General features: G+C 70.8%; 16 protein-coding genes and 1 pseudogene. 9 read left to right on the top strand and 8 right to left on the bottom strand.

Annotation, left to right across the window (positions count from 1 at the left end; all coding sequences use genetic code 11):
• Window positions 1–16: 16 nt before the first annotated feature.
• Window positions 17–3,325, bottom strand: a complete 3,309-nt coding sequence (locus tag ACFZDK_RS53705) for a lectin (protein ID WP_390986202.1) — start codon at window positions 3,323–3,325, stop codon at window positions 17–19.
• 330 nt (window positions 3,326–3,655) lie between these two features.
• On the bottom strand, window positions 3,656–4,309 hold the full coding sequence (locus ACFZDK_RS53700; protein WP_390986199.1) for a TetR family transcriptional regulator: 654 nt from the start codon (window positions 4,307–4,309) through the stop codon (window positions 3,656–3,658).
• A 124-nt stretch (window positions 4,310–4,433) separates the two neighbouring features.
• Here ACFZDK_RS53700 and ACFZDK_RS53695 point away from each other — a divergent pair, with 124 nt between their 5' ends.
• On the top strand, window positions 4,434–5,645 hold the full coding sequence (locus ACFZDK_RS53695) for a cytochrome P450 (RefSeq protein WP_390986196.1): 1,212 nt from the start codon (window positions 4,434–4,436) through the stop codon (window positions 5,643–5,645).
• Between the two features lie 21 nt (window positions 5,646–5,666).
• On the opposite strand, the gene ACFZDK_RS53690 is transcribed toward ACFZDK_RS53695, so the two are convergent.
• The 5 genes from ACFZDK_RS53690 to ACFZDK_RS53670 form a co-directional block, all read right to left on the bottom strand.
• Window positions 5,667–8,639: a hypothetical protein gene (locus ACFZDK_RS53690; RefSeq protein ID WP_390986193.1), complete on the bottom strand. Its 2,973-nt coding sequence runs from the start codon at window positions 8,637–8,639 to the stop codon at window positions 5,667–5,669.
• Between the two features lie 2 nt (window positions 8,640–8,641).
• The gene (locus ACFZDK_RS53685) at window positions 8,642–10,492 is read right to left on the bottom strand and encodes an HSP90 family protein (protein ID WP_390986190.1); all 1,851 of its coding nucleotides are present in this window, start codon (window positions 10,490–10,492) and stop codon (window positions 8,642–8,644) included.
• A 49-nt stretch (window positions 10,493–10,541) separates the two neighbouring features.
• Window positions 10,542–11,528 (bottom strand): hypothetical protein, encoded by a 987-nt coding sequence (locus ACFZDK_RS53680; protein ID WP_390986187.1) that lies wholly within the window; start codon window positions 11,526–11,528, stop codon window positions 10,542–10,544.
• A 125-nt stretch (window positions 11,529–11,653) separates the two neighbouring features.
• Entirely contained in the window at window positions 11,654–12,268 is a 615-nt protein-coding gene (locus ACFZDK_RS53675) for a methyltransferase domain-containing protein (protein WP_390986184.1), read from the bottom strand.
• 56 nt (window positions 12,269–12,324) lie between these two features.
• Window positions 12,325–12,663, bottom strand: coding sequence for a hypothetical protein (locus ACFZDK_RS53670; protein ID WP_390986181.1), 339 nt, complete (start codon window positions 12,661–12,663; stop codon window positions 12,325–12,327).
• 296 nt (window positions 12,664–12,959) lie between these two features.
• On the opposite strand from ACFZDK_RS53670, the gene ACFZDK_RS53665 reads away from it, so the two are divergent.
• A complete protein-coding gene (locus tag ACFZDK_RS53665; protein ID WP_390986178.1) occupies window positions 12,960–13,793 on the top strand; it encodes a PIG-L family deacetylase in 834 nt (277 codons plus the stop codon).
• A gap of 78 nt (window positions 13,794–13,871) precedes the next feature.
• Window positions 13,872–14,639, top strand: coding sequence for a methyltransferase domain-containing protein (locus tag ACFZDK_RS53660; protein ID WP_390986217.1), 768 nt, complete (start codon window positions 13,872–13,874; stop codon window positions 14,637–14,639).
• A gap of 472 nt (window positions 14,640–15,111) precedes the next feature.
• On the opposite strand, the gene ACFZDK_RS53655 is transcribed toward ACFZDK_RS53660, so the two are convergent.
• The gene (locus tag ACFZDK_RS53655; RefSeq protein ID WP_390986175.1) at window positions 15,112–15,747 is read right to left on the bottom strand and encodes an AAA family ATPase; all 636 of its coding nucleotides are present in this window, start codon (window positions 15,745–15,747) and stop codon (window positions 15,112–15,114) included.
• A 363-nt stretch (window positions 15,748–16,110) separates the two neighbouring features.
• Between ACFZDK_RS53655 and ACFZDK_RS53650 the strand changes: the two genes are divergently transcribed.
• The 6 genes and pseudogenes from ACFZDK_RS53650 to ACFZDK_RS53625 form a co-directional block, all read left to right on the top strand.
• Window positions 16,111–17,310 (top strand): cytochrome P450, encoded by a 1,200-nt coding sequence (locus tag ACFZDK_RS53650; RefSeq protein WP_390986172.1) that lies wholly within the window; start codon window positions 16,111–16,113, stop codon window positions 17,308–17,310.
• Between the two features lie 259 nt (window positions 17,311–17,569).
• Window positions 17,570–18,666: pseudogene (locus ACFZDK_RS53645) on the top strand (helix-turn-helix domain-containing protein).
• Between the two features lie 532 nt (window positions 18,667–19,198).
• Entirely contained in the window at window positions 19,199–19,822 is a 624-nt protein-coding gene (locus ACFZDK_RS53640) for a SpdA protein (RefSeq protein WP_390986169.1), read from the top strand.
• A complete protein-coding gene (locus ACFZDK_RS53635) occupies window positions 19,807–20,058 on the top strand; it encodes a hypothetical protein (RefSeq protein WP_390986167.1) in 252 nt (83 codons plus the stop codon). Before ACFZDK_RS53640 ends, ACFZDK_RS53635 begins: the two co-directional genes overlap by 16 nt.
• The gene (locus ACFZDK_RS53630; RefSeq protein ID WP_390986165.1) at window positions 20,039–20,455 is read left to right on the top strand and encodes a transposase; all 417 of its coding nucleotides are present in this window, start codon (window positions 20,039–20,041) and stop codon (window positions 20,453–20,455) included. Before ACFZDK_RS53635 ends, ACFZDK_RS53630 begins: the two co-directional genes overlap by 20 nt.
• 216 nt (window positions 20,456–20,671) lie before the next feature.
• On the top strand, window positions 20,672–20,887 hold a 216-nt coding region (locus tag ACFZDK_RS53625; protein ID WP_390986162.1), incomplete at its 3' end, for a transposase.

Below are 20,887 nucleotides of genomic sequence, written 5' to 3'. Positions count from 1 at the left end.
CCTCTCTTTGCCGGAGTTACTGGCCGAAGCCGTAGGCGAACAGGTGGTCGGTGCCCGTGGAGCCGGTCACCGGCAGCGTCACCGACGCCACCTGCTTGGACGGATCCAGCGGGACCTTCGTCGCGAAGACGTAGGTCTTCACGCTGTCCCGGCCCCCGCTCCCGGTGTTCCGGTAGGCGGTGCTGACGGCCGTGGTGTCGCCCGGCAGCGGCTTGCTCGGTCCGCCGTTGAGCGTCCAGTCGGAGAAGCCGACCGTCGCCTGCGTGGTGGTGCCGTCGGTGTAGGTGACGGTGAGCGTGCCCGACACCCCGCTGCCGTCGGTCGGCGCGTTGACCGCCGCGCCCAGCAGCCCCAGCGACGCCCCCGAGGTGCCGGCCGGCATCGGGAGGGTCTGGCCGGTCATCTCCACGTTGTCGAGCTGACCGGACTTCGCCGTCGGCCAGGTGTAGGAAACGCCGTCGACGGTGAGGGTGGAGCCGCCGGTGACGCCGGCCGCCGACAGGGCGTTCTGCGAGAAGGCCCAGCCGCCGCCGTCGAAGCCGCCCGAGTAGGTGGCGCCGTCGGGGTAGATGCCCTCGTTGGTGGCGTACGGCCACAGCGCGCCGGGTTTGGCGACGGCCACGCGCAGCACCGCCCCGGACAGTGCCGCACCGGTGCCGTGGTCGGTCAGCGCGAAGGTGACCTGGTAGGTGCCCTCGTCCGGGCCGGCCGTGACGTGGACCTTGGTCTCGGCGCTGCCCGAGGCGGGCACCGTCAGCGAGCCGGACGCCGTGTCCAGGGTGACGCCGGAGGGCGCCGTCGCCGTCCAGTCGACCGTGACGGCCTTGCTGCCGAGGTTGGTCAGGTCGAGGGTGCCGTCACCGCTCGTACCGGGCTGGAGGACCAGGCCGTCGCTGGACGGACCGGTCGCGGCCAGCACCCGGCCGCCGCCCGTGGTGTCCGACGGCGGCACGGCCGAAGGGCCCGACGCCCAGGAGGTGTTCGGCCGGGTGCCGAGCGTGTAGTCGAGCGTGCCCGCGCCCTTGAACTGCCGGTACGTCAGCCAGGAGGTGTTCCACGCCTTGCCCTTGACGTTCAGCGACTGCACGTACGGCGCGTCGGGTGCGGCCTGCGGCGCGTCGATCCGTACCGTCTTGCCGCCGTCGAGGGTCACCTGGGCCGCCGGGAACGCCGGGCTGCCGAGCACCAGGGTGTCCGTGCCCGGGGTCTCCGGGTACATGCCGAGCTCGGACCAGACGTACCAGGAGCTCATGGCGCCCAGGTCGTCGTTGCCGAAGGAGCCGACCGGGGCGTTGAAGTACAGGTCCTGCTGGGCCTCGCGGACGGCCGCCTGGGTCTTCCACGGCTGGCCCGTGTAGTCGTACTCCCAGGGGATCTCCACGCTGGGCTCGTTGCTCAGGTCGGCGTCGGTGTTGCCGGGGTGGGTGATGTCGTCGAGGAGGCTGTCGAGGTAGGACGAGTACGCCTGGGCGCCGCCGCGGGCCTGGATGAGCTGTTGCAGGTTGAAGGGGACCATGGGGGTGTACTGGGCGGAGGTGCCCTCCACGAAGCCGTTGGAGGTGCCGGGGGTGAAGCCGCCCGCGAACTGGCCGTCCTTGTTCTTGGCCTGCATGTAGCCGGTCTGCGGGTTGAAGACGTTCATCCAGTCCTGGGCGCGGGTGGCGAACTTCGTGTAGACGTCCGTCTTTCCGAGCGACTTGGCGAAGGCGGCGAGGGCGTAGTCGGCGCTGTCGTACTCCAGTTGGGTGGAGACCGGGCCGTAGAAGTTGCAGCAGTTGTAGTCGTTCTCGTCGAGCGGGAGGTAGCCCTTGGCGTCCCGCACGGACTCGCCGGGGCGGTCGTTGTTGGGGACGGTGGCCTCGTGCTGGAGGGCGGCGAGGGCCTTGGCGGTGTCGAAGTCGGTGGCGCCGAAGGCGTAGGCGTCGGTGATGATGCCGGCGGCCGGGTCGCCGACCATCACATAGCTCTCGCCGTTGTTCGAGGCCCACTTGGGCAGCAGGCCGGTCTGGTCGTAGCCGTTGAGCATCGAGGTGACGACGTCGCTGGTGACCTTGGGCTCGACCATCGCCATCAGCTGGGTCTGGGAGCGGTAGGTGTCCCAGCCCGAGTAGTTGGCGTACTGGGCCTGCTGTCCCTTGGCCAGCTTGTGGATCTGGTTGTCCATGCCCATGTACTGGCCGTTGGCGTCGGAGAAGACGTTCGGGTGCAGCAGGGCGTGGTAGAGCGCGGTGTAGAACTGCGTCTGCTGGTCGGCGGTTCCGCCGCCGACCTGGATCTTCTTCAGCACCGCGTTCCAGGCGTCGTGGTTGGCCTGCTCGACGGCGCCGATGTTCCAGTTCCTGATCTCGGCGCCGAGGTTGGCCGCCGCGCCCGCGTCACTCGTGTACGAGATGCCGACCTTCGCCGTGACCGTGGGGTTCGCGGCGGTGTCGAAGGTGAGGTACATGCCGTTCGCGCCGGTGGTGGGCGGCTGGGCGGCCTTGGTCAGGCCGGCCAGCCGGGACGCGGCACCGCTCGCGTGGACGGTCGGGGCGGGCTTCGCCGGGACGGTGAAGTGCTTCTCCTTCAGCGGCTTCGCCGTGGACTTCCGCGGGGTCGGACTGACCTTGCCCGCCTTCAGCGACTTCGCGTCGGGGGTGATGGTGCCGCCGACCCAGGTGCCGCTCGCGGTGAACGGCCGGTCGAACTTGACGTCGAAGTGCAGGGTGTAGCGGTTGCTCGCGCCGCAGAAGTGGCCGCTGTCGATCGCGCCGCTGATCTCCTTGCTGTTGACCACCTGGACCCGGGTGCCGTCCACCTGGGTGGCGCCGCCGCTGAGTTTGAACAGCAGGTTCGCCTGCTGTCCGGCGGGGAAGGTGAAGGTGCCCAGTCCGGCGCGGGTGGTGTCGGTCAGCTCGGTTGTGACCCCGTTGGCGTCGGTGACCTTGTAGGACCCGAGGGCGGCCTGCTCGTCGGCGTGGCCGAACCCGACGGACGTGCTGCCGAGGTCGCCCGAGAGCGCGCCGGTCACCGGCAGGACGGGCAGGTCGCCCGCGACCGGGCAGCCGGGGCCGGAGACATGGGTGAGGCTGAAGCCGGAGAGCTTGGTGTCGGCGTACTCGTAGCCGCCGCCGTCAGGGCGGTGGGGTGTGGTGTCGGGGCCCCACTGCACCATGCCGGCCGGCATGTCGGGGCCGGGGAAGGTGTCCACGGCACCGGAGGTGCCGATGAGGGGGTTGACGAGGGACGCGGGATCCGTCACGAGGGCCGGCCTCGCGGTGCTCGCGGCCTGGGCACTGCCGGCCGCCGAGAGCGGCAGGGCTGCCAGGCCCAGGACGCAGGCCACGGCCAGGCGCCTGCGGAATCCTGCTCCAGTGGGGGGTCGTGCGGCTGAACGTCGGGGTCTCACCATCGGTTGCCTCCGCAGCAGTTCGTGCTTCGCACATCAGGTGTCGGCGCGCCGGGACACACCGGAACGCCGGCGACGGGCGACAACGCCTCGGGTCGCTCCCACGGCCTGACAACGTTGCCATGCACGAGTGTTGAGTGAAACGCCTGTGCTTGTGGCGTGTCAACGAGGCCAACAGGACTTTCTGAGTGCGAAGTTCACGGACGGGGTGCGCCGGGCACAACGGTCCGGTTCCTTGCGGCAGTTACGACCATCCGGCAAACGGCCCTACAGCCCCCGGGTGACCCGGCCGAGCGCGTCGGCGAGTTGCTCGCGGTGTGCGCGCAGCACCTCGGGGGTGACGCCCTCCCGGGCCACGGCCCGTGCGAGGTCGTCGGTGGCCACCTTGAGCACGGCGCTGATGGTGGCGGCCCGCATCCGGATGTCCGGCAGGTCGGCGGCGGCGCCCGCGCGTTCGGCGAGCACCTCGGTGAACGTCTCCTCCGCACGCTCCCGGAGCACCAGATAGGCGGCCCGCAGCGCGGGTTCGTCGTGGGTCATCCGGATCACGGTGAGCACCGCCTCGGTGTCCCCGCCGGACAGCGCGTCGGGTGCGGGCTCGTAGGCGGCGCGCAGGTGCTCGGTCAGGCCGAGGCCGGCCGGCCAGGCGCGCAGGACCGCCTGGAAGGCCGCGATCGACTGGGTGAGCAGCGGCTCCGCGCAGTTCTCCTTGCCGGCGAAGTAGCGCCACAGGGTGCGTTCCGAGACGCCGGCGGCCCGCGCGATCTGCTCGCCGGAGGTGGCGGCCACGCCCTGCGCGGCGAACAGCCGGACCGCCTGGCGGGAGATGTCGAGGCGCTGCCGTTGCCGTTCCCGGTCGCTCACCGGGGGCCGGCCCCGGCGGGGCGCTATCGGGCCACTGTCCACCGTCGCGTCCTTCATCGGGCGATCCAAGCACGCCGACGCCACGCGGCGACTGGCCGGAAACATTATTGGCAGCCACTGACAATAAAGTGTTACGGTCGAAATGCCGGAAGATCGCGTTCCGAGGTCCAGGAGGAGGACCATGAACGGTGCCGCCGAGCGTTCACGACTACCCTTCGCACGGCCGAACGTGCTCGATCTCGCGCCCCTGTACGAGGTGCTGCGCCGCCAGGCGCCGATCACGCCGGTCACCACTCCGGCCGGGGATCCGGCCTGGCTGGTCACCCGTTTCGAGGAGGTCCGCGACCTCCTCGGCGACAAGCGGCTCGGCCGCTCCCATCCCGAGCCGGAACGGGCCTCCCGGATCACGAGCGCCGCGGTGCAGGAGGGCCCCTCGGGCGACTACGCCACCGAGGAGGCCGACCACACCCGGATGCGCCGGCTGCTGACCCCGGCCTTCTCCGCGCGCCGCATGGTGATGCTCTCCGACCACGTACGACAGCTGGTGGACGGCTGTGTCGACCGGCTGCTCGCCGAGCGGGCCGCCGCGCCCGACGGAGTGGTCGACCTGCACGCGGGGCTGGCCTTCCCGGTGCCGGTCGCCGTCATCTGCCGGCTGCTCGGCGTGCCCGAGACCGACCGCGAGCACTTCGCCTCACTGTCGGCGCGCATGGCCGACTACGCCATCGGGGACGAGGCCGAACGGGCCCGCGAGGAGTTCAACGAGTACATGACGACGCTCGCCGAGGCCAAACGGGCCCGGCCGGGCGAAGACGTCATCTCCGACCTCGTACGCGCCCAGAGCGCCGATGCCGCCTTCGACTACTCCGAGATGATCAGGCTCTGCGTCGGACTGCTGTTCGCCGGCCACGAGACCACCGTCAACCGCATCGGGCTGGGCACGCTCTTCCTGCTCACCCGCCCCGACCAGTGGCGGGCGCTGACCGCCGACCCGGCCGGCCGGGTCAACGCCACCGTCGAGGAGATCATGCGCCTGGGCGCACCCGGCGACCTCGGTCTGCTGCGCTACGCCCACACCGACGTCGACGTCGCCGGGGTCACCATCCGCAGCGGCGACGCCGTCATCCTCTCCATCAACTCGGCCAACCGCGACGCGTCCGTCTACACCGACGCCGAGACCTTCGACCCCGACCGTCCGGAACGCAACCACCTCGGATTCGGCCACGGCCCGCACTTCTGCATCGGGGCGAGCCTGGCCCGCACGGAGTTGCGCATCGTGTTCGCCGCCCTGGCCGAGCGCCTGCCCGGGCTGCGGCTCGCCAAGGACGTCGACGACCTCCAGGTGCGCACCACCCTCACCGGCGGGGTCAGCGAGCTGCCCGTGACCTGGTGAGGGCACCCCACGCCCGCCGGGTCACGCCTCGTCGCGCAGTCGGGCCGCCAGGGTGGTCAGCGGCTCGGTCTCCTCGGGGTGGCCCAGGGCGGTGAGCCGGGAGACCGCTCCGTCCAGGCGGGCGAGGGCGGGCTCGGGGCGTTCCAGGTAGAGGCCCTCCACGACGGCCGCGAGCCGGACGCACTCGGCCCATTCGCCGACGTGGTCCCGGTCGTGGGACTGGGACTGGGAATCGGGCTCAGGTTCGGGTTCGGATTGGGGCTCGCCGAGGAGGGTGAGCGCCTTGTCCAGGGCGGTCAGGGAGGCTTCGTACTCCTTGGCGTAGGCGTTGACCCGCCCGTGCTCGTAGGCGAGGGCGCTGTCCAGGTCGCGGCCGCGGGCCCGGTACCCCGCGGCGCGGGCCTCGTCGGCGACCCGGCCCGCGTCGGCGAGCAGGGCGAGCGCGTCGGCCAGGCCCCCGGCGCCCTGATGCTGGGCCTGGAGGCGGGCGAGTTCGCGCAGACAGCTGCTGAGCTGCTCGTAGCGCGGGTCCCGGGCGTGCGCGGCGAGGGCCTGGTCGGCGGCCTCCCGGGCCCGGCCGAACTCGCCGGACTCGGCAAGGAGCATGGCGGTCTCCGCGGCGATCATGGCGTGGCTGCCGGGATCGTCGTCCCAGCCGGCCGACTCGGCCGCGAGGGCGGCGTACTCCGCCGTGGCGGCCTTGAGGTCCTCCCCCGCGTGCAGCGCGCGGGCGCGGGCCAGGCGCAGCTGGGCGACGAGCCTGTCGTCCAGTTCCCCGGCGGTGACGTCCGGTTCGGCCAGCACCGAGTCGAGCAGCGCGATGCAGTCCTCGACACGGCCCAGGTCGAGGCTGAGCTGGGCCGCGTTGCTGTAGGTGCAGAACGCGTCGAAGCGGCTGCCGTGGCGCAGCTCCAGCTCCGCGGAGCGGGTCAGGTGCCGCAGCGCCTCGTCGGGGCGGCCCAGGCGCATGCAGGTCTGGGCCAGATCGACGTGCAGGCGGGCGGTGGCCACCGTGTTGGCGGGCCATTCGGCAGCCAGGCGGAGTGCCTCGGCCAGGTCCTCGTGGGCCGCCTGCACGTCCCTGAGGCCCAGCCGGATCCGCCCCCGCAGTCCGAGGGCGTGGGGCAGGTGCCAGGCGGGGCCGTGTGTCCTGAGCCGGTCGAGGTGGGCGTCGCTCGCGGTGACCGCGGCGGGCAGGTCGCCGGCGAGGGCGTGGGCGCCGGCCCGGAGCAGCAGGGCTCCGGAGATCTGCCCGTCGATGTCGTGCCGGACGGCGAACGCGTGCAGCAGGTCCGCCTCGGCGAGGACCGGCGCGGCGTGCTCCTCGTCGTGCGACGTCTGGAACCGCAGGCCGAGCGCGGTCGCCCGCAGCCGCAGCAGACGGGCCTCCTGGTACGGGGCGAGGCCGGTGGCCGTCTCCTGGAGGCGGACCATGGACGCGTGGGCGTCGGTCAGCGCGGCGGTGCCCGCCTCGGCTTCGTCGGCGCCCTGCGGGGCGGCCTGCGCCGCGGCGAGCAGGGCACAGGCGCGGACGAGCGCCGCGTGCCCCGGCTGCGCGGCCTCGTCGTACAGCCCCGCCGCTGCCTCGTACAGGGCGGCCGCCTCGTCGAACTTCTCCTTCTCGCCCGCCCGGCCGGCCTCGTCCTCCAGCAGGTCCGCGCGCAGTCGTACGAGCGGTCCCACGGCCGGGTCGTCGGGGTGGGTGTAGCCGGGGGCGGCGACGAGCGTGCGCAGCCGCGCCCAGCAGGCCTCCGCGCCCGGATGCCCCTGCTCTTCCAACTCTCTTGCCTGGACGATGAGTTCGGGCAGCGACTCGGGAACGGCGGTGGTGGTCCGGGCGGCGGCGGGGACGGCCGCCGGGACCACGTCGTCGAGGGCGCGGGCGCGCAGGGTCAGTTCGAGGGTGTCCAGGAGGGGGGCGCGATCGAGGCGGGCCCGGCGCCGGTCGGTGTGGGCCGTGGTCGCGTTGCGGGTGTCGAAGCGGGCGGCGACGTCGTCGGCCCGGCCGCGCACCTCGGCGCGCAGGCCGGCCACCGTCCAGGTGCGGCCCGGGTATCCGGCGGCGGGCAGGCCGCCGTGGCCGAGGGCTTCGACGCGCTGCAGGAGGACCTCCACTCCGGTGAGGAAGGCGAGTTCGTCCAGCGGCGAGTCGACGTCGTCGAACAGGTTCCGGTTCTCCGCGAGGAGTTCCAGGCCGCGTGCCTCGTTGCCGGTGAGCGCGCAGAACTCCAGGTGCCGGCCGACCTCGCCGGACATCGCGGGGTTGCGGCGGCAGGCGCGGTAGCCGGTGAGGTGCAGCTCGCGGGCCCGGTCGGTGCGGCCGGCGCGCAGCAGCGGAAGGAGTGCGTACGAGACGGAGCGGGCGGGCTCCTCCTGGCAGGACTCCTTCCCGGCCAGGACGGGCTCCCAGGTGCGCAGCGCGCGCTCGTCGTCGTCCGCGGCGAGGTGGTAGAGGGCGCGCTCGCAGATCTCGCAGGCCTCGCAGTCGCTGAGCCGGGTACGGGTCCGCCCCGCCCACAGTTCGAAGGCCAGGTCGGTGTCCTCGCCGACGTGTGCGGCGAGCCGGTAGGCCTGCCCGTAGTAGGGCTGGAGTCCGAGACCGGCCTTCTCGTACCGGTCGCGCATCTCGGTCAGCCACTGGCGCAGGCTGGTCAGGGGTATCTCGGGCAGGGCGACCAGGGCGTTGGCCACCCACTTGAACCGCCAGAACAGCAGGTGGCGCAGCCGCTCGTCGAACACGTCGGGCTGCTCGTCGAAGAGGGTGAGCAGGCGGGCGAAGACGACGGGCGACTTGCGGGGTTCGGAGCCGTAGGTGTACGCCTCCTGCAGTTCCAGCAGGGCGTCGACGAGCGGGACGGGCTCCGCGAACTGCTCGGCGGCGTCGACCAGTTCCTCGGCGGTGACGGTGCGGGTACGGCCGTAGGGGCGCCGGTCGTTCTCCCGGAGCGCCTCGTACAGCTCGTCCGTGGTCTGGGGGTGGGGTGCGGTCGGCATCGTCAGCTGTCCTTGCGGAGGGCGTGGGCGAGGAGGTCGAGGAAGGAGCGGTTGATGAGGCTCGACTCGGCGGGCCGGAGCGGGCGCCGGGAGAGCAGCGCGGCCTGCCCGTAGAGGGCTTCGGCGCTGGTGCGGGCCAGTTCGGGTTCGTCGATGGTGACCGCGGTGCGGACCAGCGGGTTGAGCTGGTTGAGGATCAGCTGGGCCCGCGGCGCCTCCTGGCGCAGATGGCCGAGGATGTCGCCCCACACGCCGCCCTGCTGCTCGCGGGCGAGCTGGGAGCGGGTGCGCTCGTGCCGGGCCTCGCGGCTGTCGAGGAGGAGGGCGGGGGCGGAGGCGGGCTGGAAGGTGCGCAGCGCGACGTCGCAGTCGAAGACGGCGAGGGCGTCGCGGGCCAGGGCGAGGTAGGCCGCGGCGGCCAGTTCCGTCTCCCGGTCGACGGGGTCGAGGTGGGCGGTGAGGGTGGCCGGGTCGAGGTCGGCGACGCTGACCTCCGGCCTGATCTCCGGCAGCCGGTGGACCAGTTCACGGTCGTAGGTGTAGCCGCCGTTGACGACGCCCAGCCCGGCGGCCGCGGCGATCGCCGCCACCTGCCGGAACTCCTCCACGCTGGAGGTCACGAGCACGGTGCGGTGGGCGCGCGCGAACTCGTCGAGGGTGGCGTGTCCGTCGGTGGTCTCGAACGGCAGCCACGGCAGCAGCATCCGCAGGATCTCGTCGTCGTGCACGGCCAGCGACTTCACGGCCAGGTGGTGGGTCTGGAGGAAGCGGCCGAGGAGGTCGGGGTCGCTGGCCGCGGTCCGGGCGATCCAGGCGCGCAGCCGTTCGGCGAGGGCGTCCCGGACCGCGGCGAGGGTGTCGTCCTCGTACAGGGACTCCCGGGACGCCGTGGGGCGCAGACTCTCGGCGTCGAGGACGCAGCGGACGAAGAACGCCCACTCGGGCAGGATCTCCTCGGCCTGCTCGGACAGCAGCATGCCCTTGACGTGCACGCGGTGGCCGTGCCGGCGTCCGGCGGGCACCGCCTCGGGGAGCACACAGGCGATGCCCTTGAGGCCCACGGCCGGCAGGTCCAGGTCGATGGTGTCCAGGGGCGTGAAGCCGAAGATCTCCTCGCCGTACGCGGCCAGCGCCCGGGACCGGGCGCCCGGTGTGGGATACGTACGCGCCCAGGGCGCGGGCTCGGGGTTGATGGCCGAGCCCGGGCCGCCCGCACCGTCGTCGAAGGTCACCGGGTGGCGCAGCAGGGAGCCGAAGTGCCGGGCGAGCGCCTGTACTTGGACCGGCCGGGTCCATTCGACCGCGTCGGCGCGGGGCGTCAGCGTGACGGTGGTGCCGGGCCGGGGGCGGGCGGAAGCGGGCAGGGTGCGGACGGTGTAGCTGCCGTCGCCGCGTCCCCGCCACTCCACGGCGGGGGCGTCGGGCGTACGGGCGGACCGGCTGACGACGTGGATCTCGTCGGCGACCAGGAAGCAGGAGAGCAGGCCGATGCCGAACTGGCCGATGAAGTCGGCGCGTTGCTCGGCGATCTTCTCGGTGCGCTTGCTGCTGCGGCCGATCGTGGCGAGGAAGGTGTGGACGTCGGCCTCGGTGAGTCCGACGCCGTCGTCCTCCACCCGGACGACGGAGCCGTCGGCGTACAGGCGGATGCCGAACGCGTCGGGGGTGGCGCCGAGTTCGAGGGTGTGCCGGGCGGTCAGCGCGTCCACGGCGTTCTGCAGGAGTTCGCGCAGGTAGACGCGGGGGCTGGAGTAGAGGTGGTGGGAGAGGAGGTCGACGAGGCCGCGCAGATCCACCTGGAAGGTGCGGTCGGCGCCGGCGGCCGGGCTCTGAGGGGTGTCGGGCAGAGTCATCGGGCAGTCCGGGGTGGGGTGTTCGAGGGGGACGGGTGGGGTGGCGGGGTCAGGCGGTGCGCCGGTAGCGGGCGTACGCCTTCTCCGGATTCGCCATGTACTGCCACGGCCATGGTGTGTAGGCGCCGCCCAGCTCGTGGAAGACCCGCCGGGCGACGATGCTCTCGGCGGACAGCCCGAGGGCCATGGCGAAGATGTTGAAGTCCTGCTGCCAGCCGGGGCGCCGCTCGTAGGCGGGGTGCAGGATGCTGCGTCTGGCCGCTTCCCTCAGCTCCTCCTGGGTGCCGGGCGTGTCGAGGCTGGTGCCGCTGTCCGACTCCACCCACTCCTCGATATGGGCCATGGCGACGACACAGCCGAGGCGATGGCCGTCGGGCGCTGCGGCGAACGCCTCCCGGGCGAACGCCAGGGCCTCACCGGGCTTGCCGCCCCACCGGGGCTGCAACTGCGACACCCACTCGATGTGGGTCGCCAGGTCCAGCGGGTCCCGGCGCAGGGCGGCGGCGAGCCGCGTCTCGTTGACGGCGGGGCCCAGCGACATACCGCGCCCGGAGGTGAGCAGGCGGCGCCACGGCGTGACCCACTCCGGCCGCGACTCGGCCGCCTGCAGCAGCTGTTGCTCGGCGATGTCGAGCCGTTCGTGGAAGACCCGCCACTGCTCCCGGGTGACGTCCACGGCGCGTGCCCGGGTGCGTGCCTCCCAGCCCCAGCTGATGTGGCGCGCCCCGGATATCAGCAGGGCGGTCGCCCGGTGTTCCTTGTCCTCCTCGACGGCCGCGCCGATCCACTCCTGCACCCCGTCCAGGTCGGCCAGCTCACCGAGGACCCGGTCGTCGCGGCCGAGGTCGAAGGGGGCGAGCGCCGCCTTCACCAGCTCCCAGTCGCCCGCGGTGGCCGCCTCCACCAGCGCGGACACCCGGGTGTCCCCGAGCGCGTGCAGCGTGTACAGCCCGTTTCTGAGCTTGCGCGGAGCGGGTAGTGCATGCGGATCCGCCGCCGGTCTGCCCCCGCCTCTGCCGAACAGCTTGTCGAACATGCCGCGCCCTCCCCAGGTTCCGCGTGATCATTCCGGTGCAGCATAAGCGGCGCCACCGACACCGCTTCCACGGGATTTTCACCGGCGGCTCACGGCGGCCGTCCTGGTTCTGCGCGAGGGGATGATCAAGCGGTCGGGCCGCGGTGGACGCTGACGGCGTAGCCGCCGCCTTCGTAGGGGTCGGCGTCCCAGGTGGCGAAGCGGTCGACGAGGGTGAGGCCGGCCGCGGCGCAGCAGTCGTCGTACTCCTGCAGGGTGATGCCGGGCGGGACGGGCAGATGGGCCTCGTCCAGGCCGAACCCGGCGACCAGCAGTCCGCCCGGCCGCAGGACGGTGGCCAGGCGCCGGACCACCGTGGCCTCGGTGCCGGCCGCGAGCAGCGGGAGGACGTTGCCCGCGGCCACCACGAGATCGAAGTCCGCCGCGATCCCGAGCCGGCGGGGTTCGAACGCGGCCAGATCGGCCTGGAACCAGGGCAGTTCCGGCGCCTGCTCCCGTGCCACCGCCAGCATCGACGCGTCGAGATCCACCCCGACGCAGTCGTACCCGAGCTCCGCGAGCCGGATCATGACCCGTCCGGTACCGCACCCGGCGTCCAGCACCCGGGCTTCGGCGGGCACGAGCGCGGCACAGAACCGCGCCTCTCCGTGCACGTCCTTGCCGCTACGGGCCACGGCCGCGAACCGTGCGGCGTACGACGGCCCGGACGTCCCTCCGGTCAGCTCATGCCAGCGACTCATGCGACGAACTATAGGTGGGGCCGGGGGCCGCTCCAGGACGCGGCAGGCGTCAGTGCTCAGGCACCGAACACCTGGAACTCCGAGACCTGCCCGGCCGGCCGGCGGCTGGTGCAGGCCGAGGCTGCAGGTGCCGGCCGCGGCGACGTCCACGGTGTGGCGGAACCACTGTCCGGCGCCGGTCCAGCCCACGCGGTAACCGCCGCCGACGTCGCAGTTCTCCGCCTGCGCCATGCCAGACAGGGCGGCCGGGGCGCGGGGTAGTACGACGGCTGGATCGCGATGCCGTTGCGGCCGGGGCCGCCGATCCCGTCATAGAGGGAGTCGGTGCCGGTGCCGCCGGTCACGGTCGGGGACAGCAGGTCGCCGCCGTCGACCCCGAAGCGCCCGGCGGCCACCGCCAGTCGCCGGAGTCTGGGGATCGTCAGTATCTGATGCTCCTTCGAGGGAAGCCGGGAAACCGGCGCCCCGACCGCACTGTGCGGCCACCAGCGCGCCAGATTCCGACGAAGGAAGGAATGAGCCATGCAAGATGTCGCAAATTTCAACGTAAGCTTCGCAACTTTCCGCTGATCCGACCCACGGGCTTTTCCCGAGCGCGGCGGGAACAGCGCCTCCGCTCGGCGCTGTTGCACAGGCTGGGGAGCCCGCCGCGGACTCGGACCCAGCCCGTTGTGCACAGGAGGACTGTTTGATGAATGACCGGCCGTTGACGCTCATGGCGGTACACGCCCACCCCGACGACGAGGCCACCGGGACGGGCGGTGTCCTCGCGCGGTATGCGGCGGAGGGCATACGCACGGTTCTCGTGACGTGTACCGACGGCGGTTGCGGTGACGGACCCGGGGGCGTGAAGCCGGGCGATCCCGGGCACGATCCGGCAGCCGTCGCCTCGATGCGGCGTCAGGAACTCGAGGCGAGCTGCGACGTCCTCAAGATCAGTCATCTGGAGACGCTGGACTACGCGGACTCCGGAATGATGGGCTGGCCGGCCAACGACGCCCCTGGATCCTTCTGGCGGACTCCGGTGGCGGAGGGCGCGGCCCGGCTCGCGGAACTCCTGCGGCGCTACCGACCCGATGTGGTCGTCACCTATGACGAGAACGGCTTCTACGGCCACCCCGACCACATCCAGGCCAACCGCATCACGATGGCGGCGCTGGAGATGACCGAGTCGGCACCCAAGGTCTACTGGACGACGGCACCCCGCTCGATGATGCAGCGGTTCGGGGAGACCATGCGCGAGTTCGGTGCGGACCTACCGGAGCCGGACCCCGAGGAGGCCGCCGCGCTGGCGGAGATCGGACTTCCCGACGAGGAGATCACCACCTGGGTGGACACCACCGCGTTCGGCGGCCAGAAGTTCGACGCGCTGGCCGCGCACGCCAGCCAGGGCGAGAACATCTTCTTCCTCAAGATGGGCCGGGAGAGGTTCACCGAGCTGATGGGTGTCGAGACCTTCGTACGGGTCCGGGACACCACCGGCGCGGCCCTGCCCGAGAACGACCTCTTCGCCGGCCTGCGCTGAGCCGCCCGCCGGACCCCGTGCGGGGCTAGTGTCGGTCAGGTGAGCGCAGACGATGCGAACCGGCGGTGGACACGGTCCATGCCCGAGGCCTACGACCGTCACCTGGTGCCGGTCTTCTTCCGCCCCTTCGCCGCCGATCTGGCGGCCAGGGCGGCAGCACTGCGGCCCCGCACGGTCCTCGAGCTCGCCGCCGGGACCGGGGCGCTGACCTCGGCCCTGCTCGATGCGGTGCCCACGGCCTCGGTGACGGCGACCGATCTCAACGAAGCGATGGTCATCGCCGGATCGGTACGGGAGCCACGCGCGCACTGGCGGCAGGCGGACGCCCAGGAGCTGCCGTTCGAGGACGGCGGCTTCGACCTCGTCCTGTGCCAGTTCGGGGTGATGTTCTTCCCCGACAGACCCGCCGCCTACGCCGAGGTGCGCAGGGTCCTGGCCCCGCGGGGGCGGTTCCTGTTCAACAGCTGGGGTCCGTTGGCCACGCACGGTTTCGGGGCCGCCTTCCAGGACGCCCTGGAGCGGTCCATGCCCGACGGAGCGCCCACGTTCCTGCCGGACGTGCCCCACGGCTACGCCGATCCGGCCGTGGTCGCCGCGGACCTGGCGGCCGCCGGACTGACCCTGGCCACCGCCGAGGAGGTCACCCTGGAAGGCGTCGCGGAGTCGGCTGCCTCCGTCGCCACCGGATTCCTCACCGGCACACCGGTCAGCGCCGCCGTCGAGGCCCGCGAAGACGCCCAGGCCCTCCAGCTCGCCGTCACCCAGAAAATGACGGACCACCTCGGCACCGGCCCCGTGACCGCACCGATGACCGCGACCGTCTACACGGCCCACCACCAGGGATGACCCTGGGCACAAAACAGCTCGTGCGGACCGAGGCTCAGCTCGACCCGCACAAGTGGAGTGGTGATCTGTGTCCGAGGGGCGAGTTGATCGCCAACGATACGCTCGTGCCGGCGCAGGGGCGGCTCAAGCTCCAAGATCCGCCAGGTGCCCTCGCTGCCTCCCCATGACCACCGGCATCCAGCGAGATCACCCGTCGCAGTCAAGCCGGTGGGCGAGCGGAGGCCGGTGCACGCACGACTGCGTCACCCGGCTTACGGGGCGCTTCTCAAGGGTCGCAGGGCAGCGGCGCCGGCCCGCACCATCACGGATACCGTCGACCCTGCCCATTGCACGAGGTCACGCGGCAAGCCGGCGTCCAGCTCGATGGTCACCCGCACGTATCGGGTGTGCAGCTGAGTGACTTTGACGGGACGTGGTACGACAGCGTCCGGTCCGCGCTGCAATGCGGCTCGGTAGGTGTCCTTCCGCTGATTCATGCCTTGTCCTGTCGCTTGATGAGTTCGTCTGCGAGGTCCATGTACGCCGAGGCTTTGACCACCACCGGACTTCCGAATGACTGGGCGTACAAGTCGAGCCGCGGAATGTGCGTGGACAACACGTCGAATCCCCGCTCGGTGAGAGCTTCGCGGGCGTCGGCATCGGGACCGGTACGCGTGGCGTCGGCACGATTCGTTCGGTTCAGCAGAACGGCGGCGTGGGCCGGCTGGACGCGCAAGGACTGTACGTCGCCCATCTCGCCACCGATGGGCGCCATGCGATCCAGCTCGATGGGAGCCGGCGTCACCGGCACGATCCATTCGCTTGCGTACCTCATGATGCTGCGGGCGATGTGCGCGTGGTCCTCCAGCTGCGGAGCGTCGAATACGACGGCCCGCCGGTCGCCCAGGAAATCGTTCACGCGCCGGTGCACATCGCCCACCGGCAGAGCGACCACAGGAAACGGGAAGCCACCTGCCAATTCGCTCCAGCGCAGCGCGGAGGAAGCGGGGTCGCTGTCGACCAGTAGCGGTGGGATACCCGACTCGTGAAGTGCGTGGGCCAACCAGACTGCGCTGGTCGTCTTTCCCACCCCGGGCTTCAGGTTCACAAAGGCGTAGCTCAGCGGCACACGAGTCAACGTATGCTCGCGAGCGGCTGCCCGGCCGCCGACTTGGGGCACACAGCGCCATCGTTCACCCTGCGGCGCCGGTGAATCATTCGTATGGGCCAGTACGGAAGTCGCAAGGCCCGAGGGGGATCGACAGTGAGCTGGCAGCTCTCGCCGGGACGATGCTCGGCTCGTCGGACGGCTTCGTGAAGGATGTGGGGGCCGGAGTCGTGTCGCTGGTCTTCTTGGCGTTGGTGACGGTCACGATGACCGGGTCGCCGGGCTTTGCGATGAATTGTTTCCCGCCCGGTGCGGCTGGATGCGTCCTTCGCCGAAGCGTCGCCCACTGCTAGCGTCAAAGCGAACCGGGAGACGGGGTGGGCGATGCCGGCCGAGGTGATCGATCTGGTGGCGATGGGCGAGGACTTCGTCCGCGATCCGTATCCGGTTTACGCGGCGCTGCGTGAGCGCGGCCCCGTGCACAAGGTACGGATCCCGGAGGGTGCGGAGGCCTGGCTTGTCGTCGGGTACGAGGCCGGCCGGGCCGCGCTCGTGGATCCGCGGTTGTCCAAGCAATGGAAGAACGCCTCGCCCTCCTTTCCGCTCCCCAGTCCATCTGCGGGGCCACACATGCTCAACTCCGACCCACCGGACCATGAGCGGCTGCGCAAGCTGGTCGTCCGCGAGTTCACTCCGCGCCGGATCGAGCAGCTCGCCCCACGCGTGCGGCAGATCACCGACGAGTTACTCGACGTGATGATGGCGCTTCCGGAAGGGCGGGCCGATCTGGTCGAGGCACTCTCGTTCCCGCTGCCCATCTCGGTGATCTGCGAGCTGCTCGGCGTCCCGATGCTGGACAGGGCCGCGTTCCGCGCCTGGACCGCCACGATACTCACCGACCCGGACCCGGACGCGCGGCTGGCGGCGACGGGTGAGGTGGCCACCTATCTCGCCGAGTTACTGGAGCGCAAGCGCCTGGCGCCGGGTCAGGACCTGATGAGCGCACTGATCCGGACCACCGACGAGGACGGCGACCGGCTCTCTCCGGACGAACTGCGGGGTACCGCCTGGCTGCTGCTGGTCGCGGGGCATGAGACCACCGTCAATCTGATCTCCAACGGCGTGTTGGCGCTGCTGACCCATCCCGACCAACTCGCCGCACTTCGCGAGGACATGACGCTGATGGACAACGCAGTGGAGGAGATGCTGCGCTACGACGGGCCGGTGGAGACGCCGACGTTCAGGTTCACCACCGAGCCGCTCGAGATCGGCACTACGGACATCCCCGGCGGTGGTGAACTGGTCCTCGTGGCTCTGGCGGACGCAAACCACGACCCGGCCCGCTTCCCCGCCCCGGGCCGCTTCGACGTCCGGCGGCCCGCAGGCGGTCACGTCGCCTTCGGCCACGGCATCCACTACTGCCTCGGAGCGCCGCTGGCCCGCATGGAGGCTCGGATCGCGATCCGTGCCCTGCTGGAGCGCTGCCCCGACCTCGCCCTCGACGCCCACCCGGCCGCCCTGACGTGGCGCCACGGCATGCTCATCCGCGGCCCACGTCAGCTGCCGGTCCGATGGAAGTCCTGACCTTACGCTTGCCAAGTACCTCATCCGTGCCGGCCAGGCTGCATGCGGAACTCGTGGAGCATGCCGCCGCATCCTGTACGCAGCGACGCCGTGGGTGCCGGATGGGCGTGTCAGGCTGGCCGCTCGTGAACCGCTCCGGGTTCGGCAGAGGGCGCTGATCCTTGGAAGGATGCGTCCATGCCTTGCGCCTGCCGATAACTCATCCGCCCAGGTCACCCGCCTGTAGCCGTGATCAGCGACCGCGGCATGATGGTCACCCGTGATCCTGCGCCTTGCCTACCTGGCCGTTACCCACACCTTCGCAGCGCTGCGCCTGCTACCGATGAACGACCGGGTGAAGGACGTGGAGATCCTGGCGCTTCGCCACCAACTCGGCGTCCTCGAGCGGCAACTCGGCCCGCGAAAGGCAACGTTCACCCCAGGGGACCGCGCTTTCCTCGCGGCCCTCCTGCCCCGCTGCCCCGCACTGTGCTGCGCCGCCTCCGCCTGCTGGTCCGCCCAGACACCGTCCTGCGCTGGCACCGCGACCTGGTCAAGCGGCGCCACGCAAACGCCTCACGCCCCAAACGGCCTGGACGGCCACCCACCGCCCGCTCCATCCAGCGACTGATCCTGCGCCTGGTGCGCGAGAACCCATCGTGGGGTTACCGGCGCGTGCACGGAGAGCTGGCCACCCTCGGCATCAAAATCGCTGCCTCCACCGTCTGGGAGATCCTCCGGCAAGAGGGCATCGATCCCGCACCGGAACGCAGCAGCACCACCTGGGCCGACTTCCTGCGTTCCCAGGCCCACGCCCTCCTCGCGATGGACTTCCTCGAGACCGTCACGTTGACCGGGCAGCGCCAGTACGTCCTCGCCGCAATCGAGCACGCCACCCGTCGCGTCCGCATCCTGGGCACCACCGCGCACCCGGCCGCGGCCTGGGTCACCCAGGCGATCAAGAACATGGCCATGGACCTGGAAGACGCCGGCACCAGGGCCAAGTTCGTCATCCGCGACCGCGACGCGAAGTACCCCGCCCTCATGGACGGCATCCTCACCGGCGCCGGCATCCGATCCGTCCTCACGGGAATCCGGATGCCACGTATGAACTCGGTCATGGAACGTTGGGTGCAGTCCTGCCGCCACGAACTCCTCGACCGCACCCTCATCTGGAACGAAATCCACCTGCGCCACGTCCTGCACGAATACGAGCAGTACTACAACTCGCACCGCGCTCACCAGGCCATGAGGCAGGCAGCACCCCTACGCGCCCTCCCCGAACCGATTGCCGCTCCGGGCCGGATCGCCCGCCTCGACATACGTCGGCAGGATCGCCTCGGTGGAGTGATCCACGAGTACCGACATGCCGCCTGAGCTGCACGGATGAGGTTTTCGGCAGGCGCAACCTCCGCACCGAATCGATATCCGTGATCTTCGACCCGGCCACCCGGACCCTGACCGCGGACACCCCACGAAAAGAAAGGATCGCCACCGGCTGACCGGCACCGCAGCACACGTGCCGGCACACGAAGGAGGAAGCCAGAAGCCTGCCGAAACGACAGAACACCCGCGCCCGGCCAGGAGCCGGAGGCGGGTGCCAGTCTGCCCTGCCCGCAAAACGGGCCTCAGGGGGCAATGATGTGTCCGAGGGGGGAGTTGAACCAAAAGCCCAACCGGTTGTGCTACGGGCAGATCTTCAACTTCAGCCGAGCGGGAGGAGAAACGCCGGAGGGGAAAAGGCCCTTGAGTCTCCGCAGGATCGACCAGAACCATCCCTCCCGGACGACCAGATTGACCCGCAGGGCAGGGCCACATGAGGAATCGGCCGCAGCCGTCCCTTCGGGCCCTGCCCGAGGGGCGACGATCTCGTGAACAGGCAACGGCCTTCCGTTCCGTCACCGTCATCATGGGTACCGTTGTCGGCCTGACCTTCCTGTTCGGCTTCGGCAACGTATGGGCCCTGGCCACACGCCTCAGCGTGCCCGCCCTCGTCGCACCACTGGTGGCACCCGCAGTCGACCTGTCGGTCCTCGGCCTCCTCCTCGCCATCCGCTACCTCGCCTTGCAGGGCGCACCCCCCGAACAACTACGCCCGGCACGCCGGTTGCTGATCATGTCCAGCCTGATGACCCTGGCCCTCAACGTCACAGACCCACTCCTCTCCGGCCAGATGGGCAAAGCCGCCTTCGACGCAGTAGGCCCCCTGCTGCTCATCGGCTGGGCCGAAGTGGGCCCCGGCCTGCTCCAGGCGATGAGTGCCGTTGAAGGAGAGGACGGCCCGCACCTGGCGGTAGCGGAGGAACTACTGCTGCAGGAGGCGGTGGAGTACGAACACATGCAGATACGGACCCCACATGACGCACTCTTGGAAAGGGCCCGGAGAGAGGATGCCGAACACTGGGAAGCACATCGACGGCCGATCTCCGCCGAGACCCTGCGCAAGCGACTACGCATCGGTGCAGCGCGCTCCAGAACTCTGGTGGCCACACTCCGCAACGACAGGAGACAAGGAGAGTGGGCGCGCACCTGACCGCGGTACGCCGGATTACCGAGCATGAGCCACACCCGACCCTCCTGTCGTCGCAGCATCTTCACCGTCGTGGCCTCGTCGTCCAAGAGAGCCACGACGACGTCTCGGTCCGCATCGAGTACGAAAGTGACGGTGCCCTCGCGGTCGTCATGCTCGACAAGCCGCCGCAGAACCTCTTCGACGAGGAGGTGTTCGCCGCATGGGAGCAGGTCGTCGATGGGCTTGATCCGCTTTGACGGACATTCGAGATCAGGGGTTCTGCCCCGGGAGGATGTCCATCATGGAGAGCATGGGGAAGAAGAAGCCTCGGCCTTCACGTCGGAGTTCAAGGCCGAGATCGTCGAGCTGTGTCGACGCGGTGACCGCTCGGTCGGCCAGATCGCCAAGGACTTCGACCTGACCGAGACCGCGGTGCGGCTGTGGGTCAGCCGGGCCGAGGTCGACGCGGGCGAACGCGACGGTCTGACCAGCAGTGAACGTGAGGAACTGGCCGCACTGCGGCGGGAGAACCGCCGGCTGCGCGAGGACGTCGAGGTCCTCAAGCGTGCGACGGCTTTCTTCGCGTCAATGTCAGGCTGTTGGCGATCGGCGGGTGGACACGGGCCGAAGCCGCCTTTGGTGGTTGGTCCTTGATGTGCCGCCCTCCGGTGGCAGGATCCTGTCGACCGGCGGGCTGGCTCGTTTCTTCGCTGCCCCGTACGGCGGTGGCTTGTCGGCGATGTGCCGCCCGCCGGTCGCAGGCCGTTCGGTGCGGTGTGGCTTGATAGGAGCGTGCCGCAGGCCCGATTGAGGCGTGCCCCCGGCACCGGACGATCACTTGAGCATCCGGCATCGCCGCAGGGAGGCACGTTGATCGTCGTCGGGATAGACGGACACAAGAACACGCACACGCTGGTGGCGGTCGATCCGCTGGGAAAGCGGCTGGCGGAACTGACCGTGGCCGCCAGACCCGCCGGCCATCTCAAGGCGCTGGCCTGGCTGCACGGCTTCGGTTCGGTGTTGGTAGCAGTCGAGGACTGCCGCCACTTGACCCGCCGGTTCGAGGCCGACCTGCTCAACAGTGGA

Origin of the sequence: Streptomyces sp. NPDC007901 (assembly GCF_042959465.1) — a bacterium.
Lineage (GTDB): Bacteria > Actinomycetota > Actinomycetes > Streptomycetales > Streptomycetaceae > Streptomyces.
Note: the sequence above shows the minus strand (reverse complement) of the source record. Positions and strands in the feature narration are given on the sequence as shown.

Bases quoted from the DNA above. Each gene is read 5' to 3' on its own strand.
- ACFZDK_RS53700 (WP_390986199.1), bottom strand. From the start codon at position 4,309: ATGAAGGACGCGACGGTGGACAGTGGCCCGATAGCGCCCCGCCGGGGC.
- ACFZDK_RS53695 (WP_390986196.1), top strand. From the start codon at position 4,434: ATGAACGGTGCCGCCGAGCGTTCACGACTACCCTTCGCACGGCCGAAC.
- ACFZDK_RS53690 (WP_390986193.1), bottom strand. From the start codon at position 8,639: ATGCCGACCGCACCCCACCCCCAGACCACGGACGAGCTGTACGAGGCG.
- ACFZDK_RS53685 (WP_390986190.1), bottom strand. From the start codon at position 10,492: ATGACTCTGCCCGACACCCCTCAGAGCCCGGCCGCCGGCGCCGACCGC.
- ACFZDK_RS53680 (WP_390986187.1), bottom strand. From the start codon at position 11,528: ATGTTCGACAAGCTGTTCGGCAGAGGCGGGGGCAGACCGGCGGCGGAT.
- ACFZDK_RS53675 (WP_390986184.1), bottom strand. From the start codon at position 12,268: ATGAGTCGCTGGCATGAGCTGACCGGAGGGACGTCCGGGCCGTCGTAC.
- ACFZDK_RS53665 (WP_390986178.1), top strand. From the start codon at position 12,960: ATGAATGACCGGCCGTTGACGCTCATGGCGGTACACGCCCACCCCGAC.
- ACFZDK_RS53660 (WP_390986217.1), top strand. From the start codon at position 13,872: ATGCCCGAGGCCTACGACCGTCACCTGGTGCCGGTCTTCTTCCGCCCC.
- ACFZDK_RS53650 (WP_390986172.1), top strand. From the start codon at position 16,111: ATGCCGGCCGAGGTGATCGATCTGGTGGCGATGGGCGAGGACTTCGTC.
- ACFZDK_RS53640 (WP_390986169.1), top strand. From the start codon at position 19,199: ATGGGTACCGTTGTCGGCCTGACCTTCCTGTTCGGCTTCGGCAACGTA.
- ACFZDK_RS53630 (WP_390986165.1), top strand. From the start codon at position 20,039: ATGGGCTTGATCCGCTTTGACGGACATTCGAGATCAGGGGTTCTGCCC.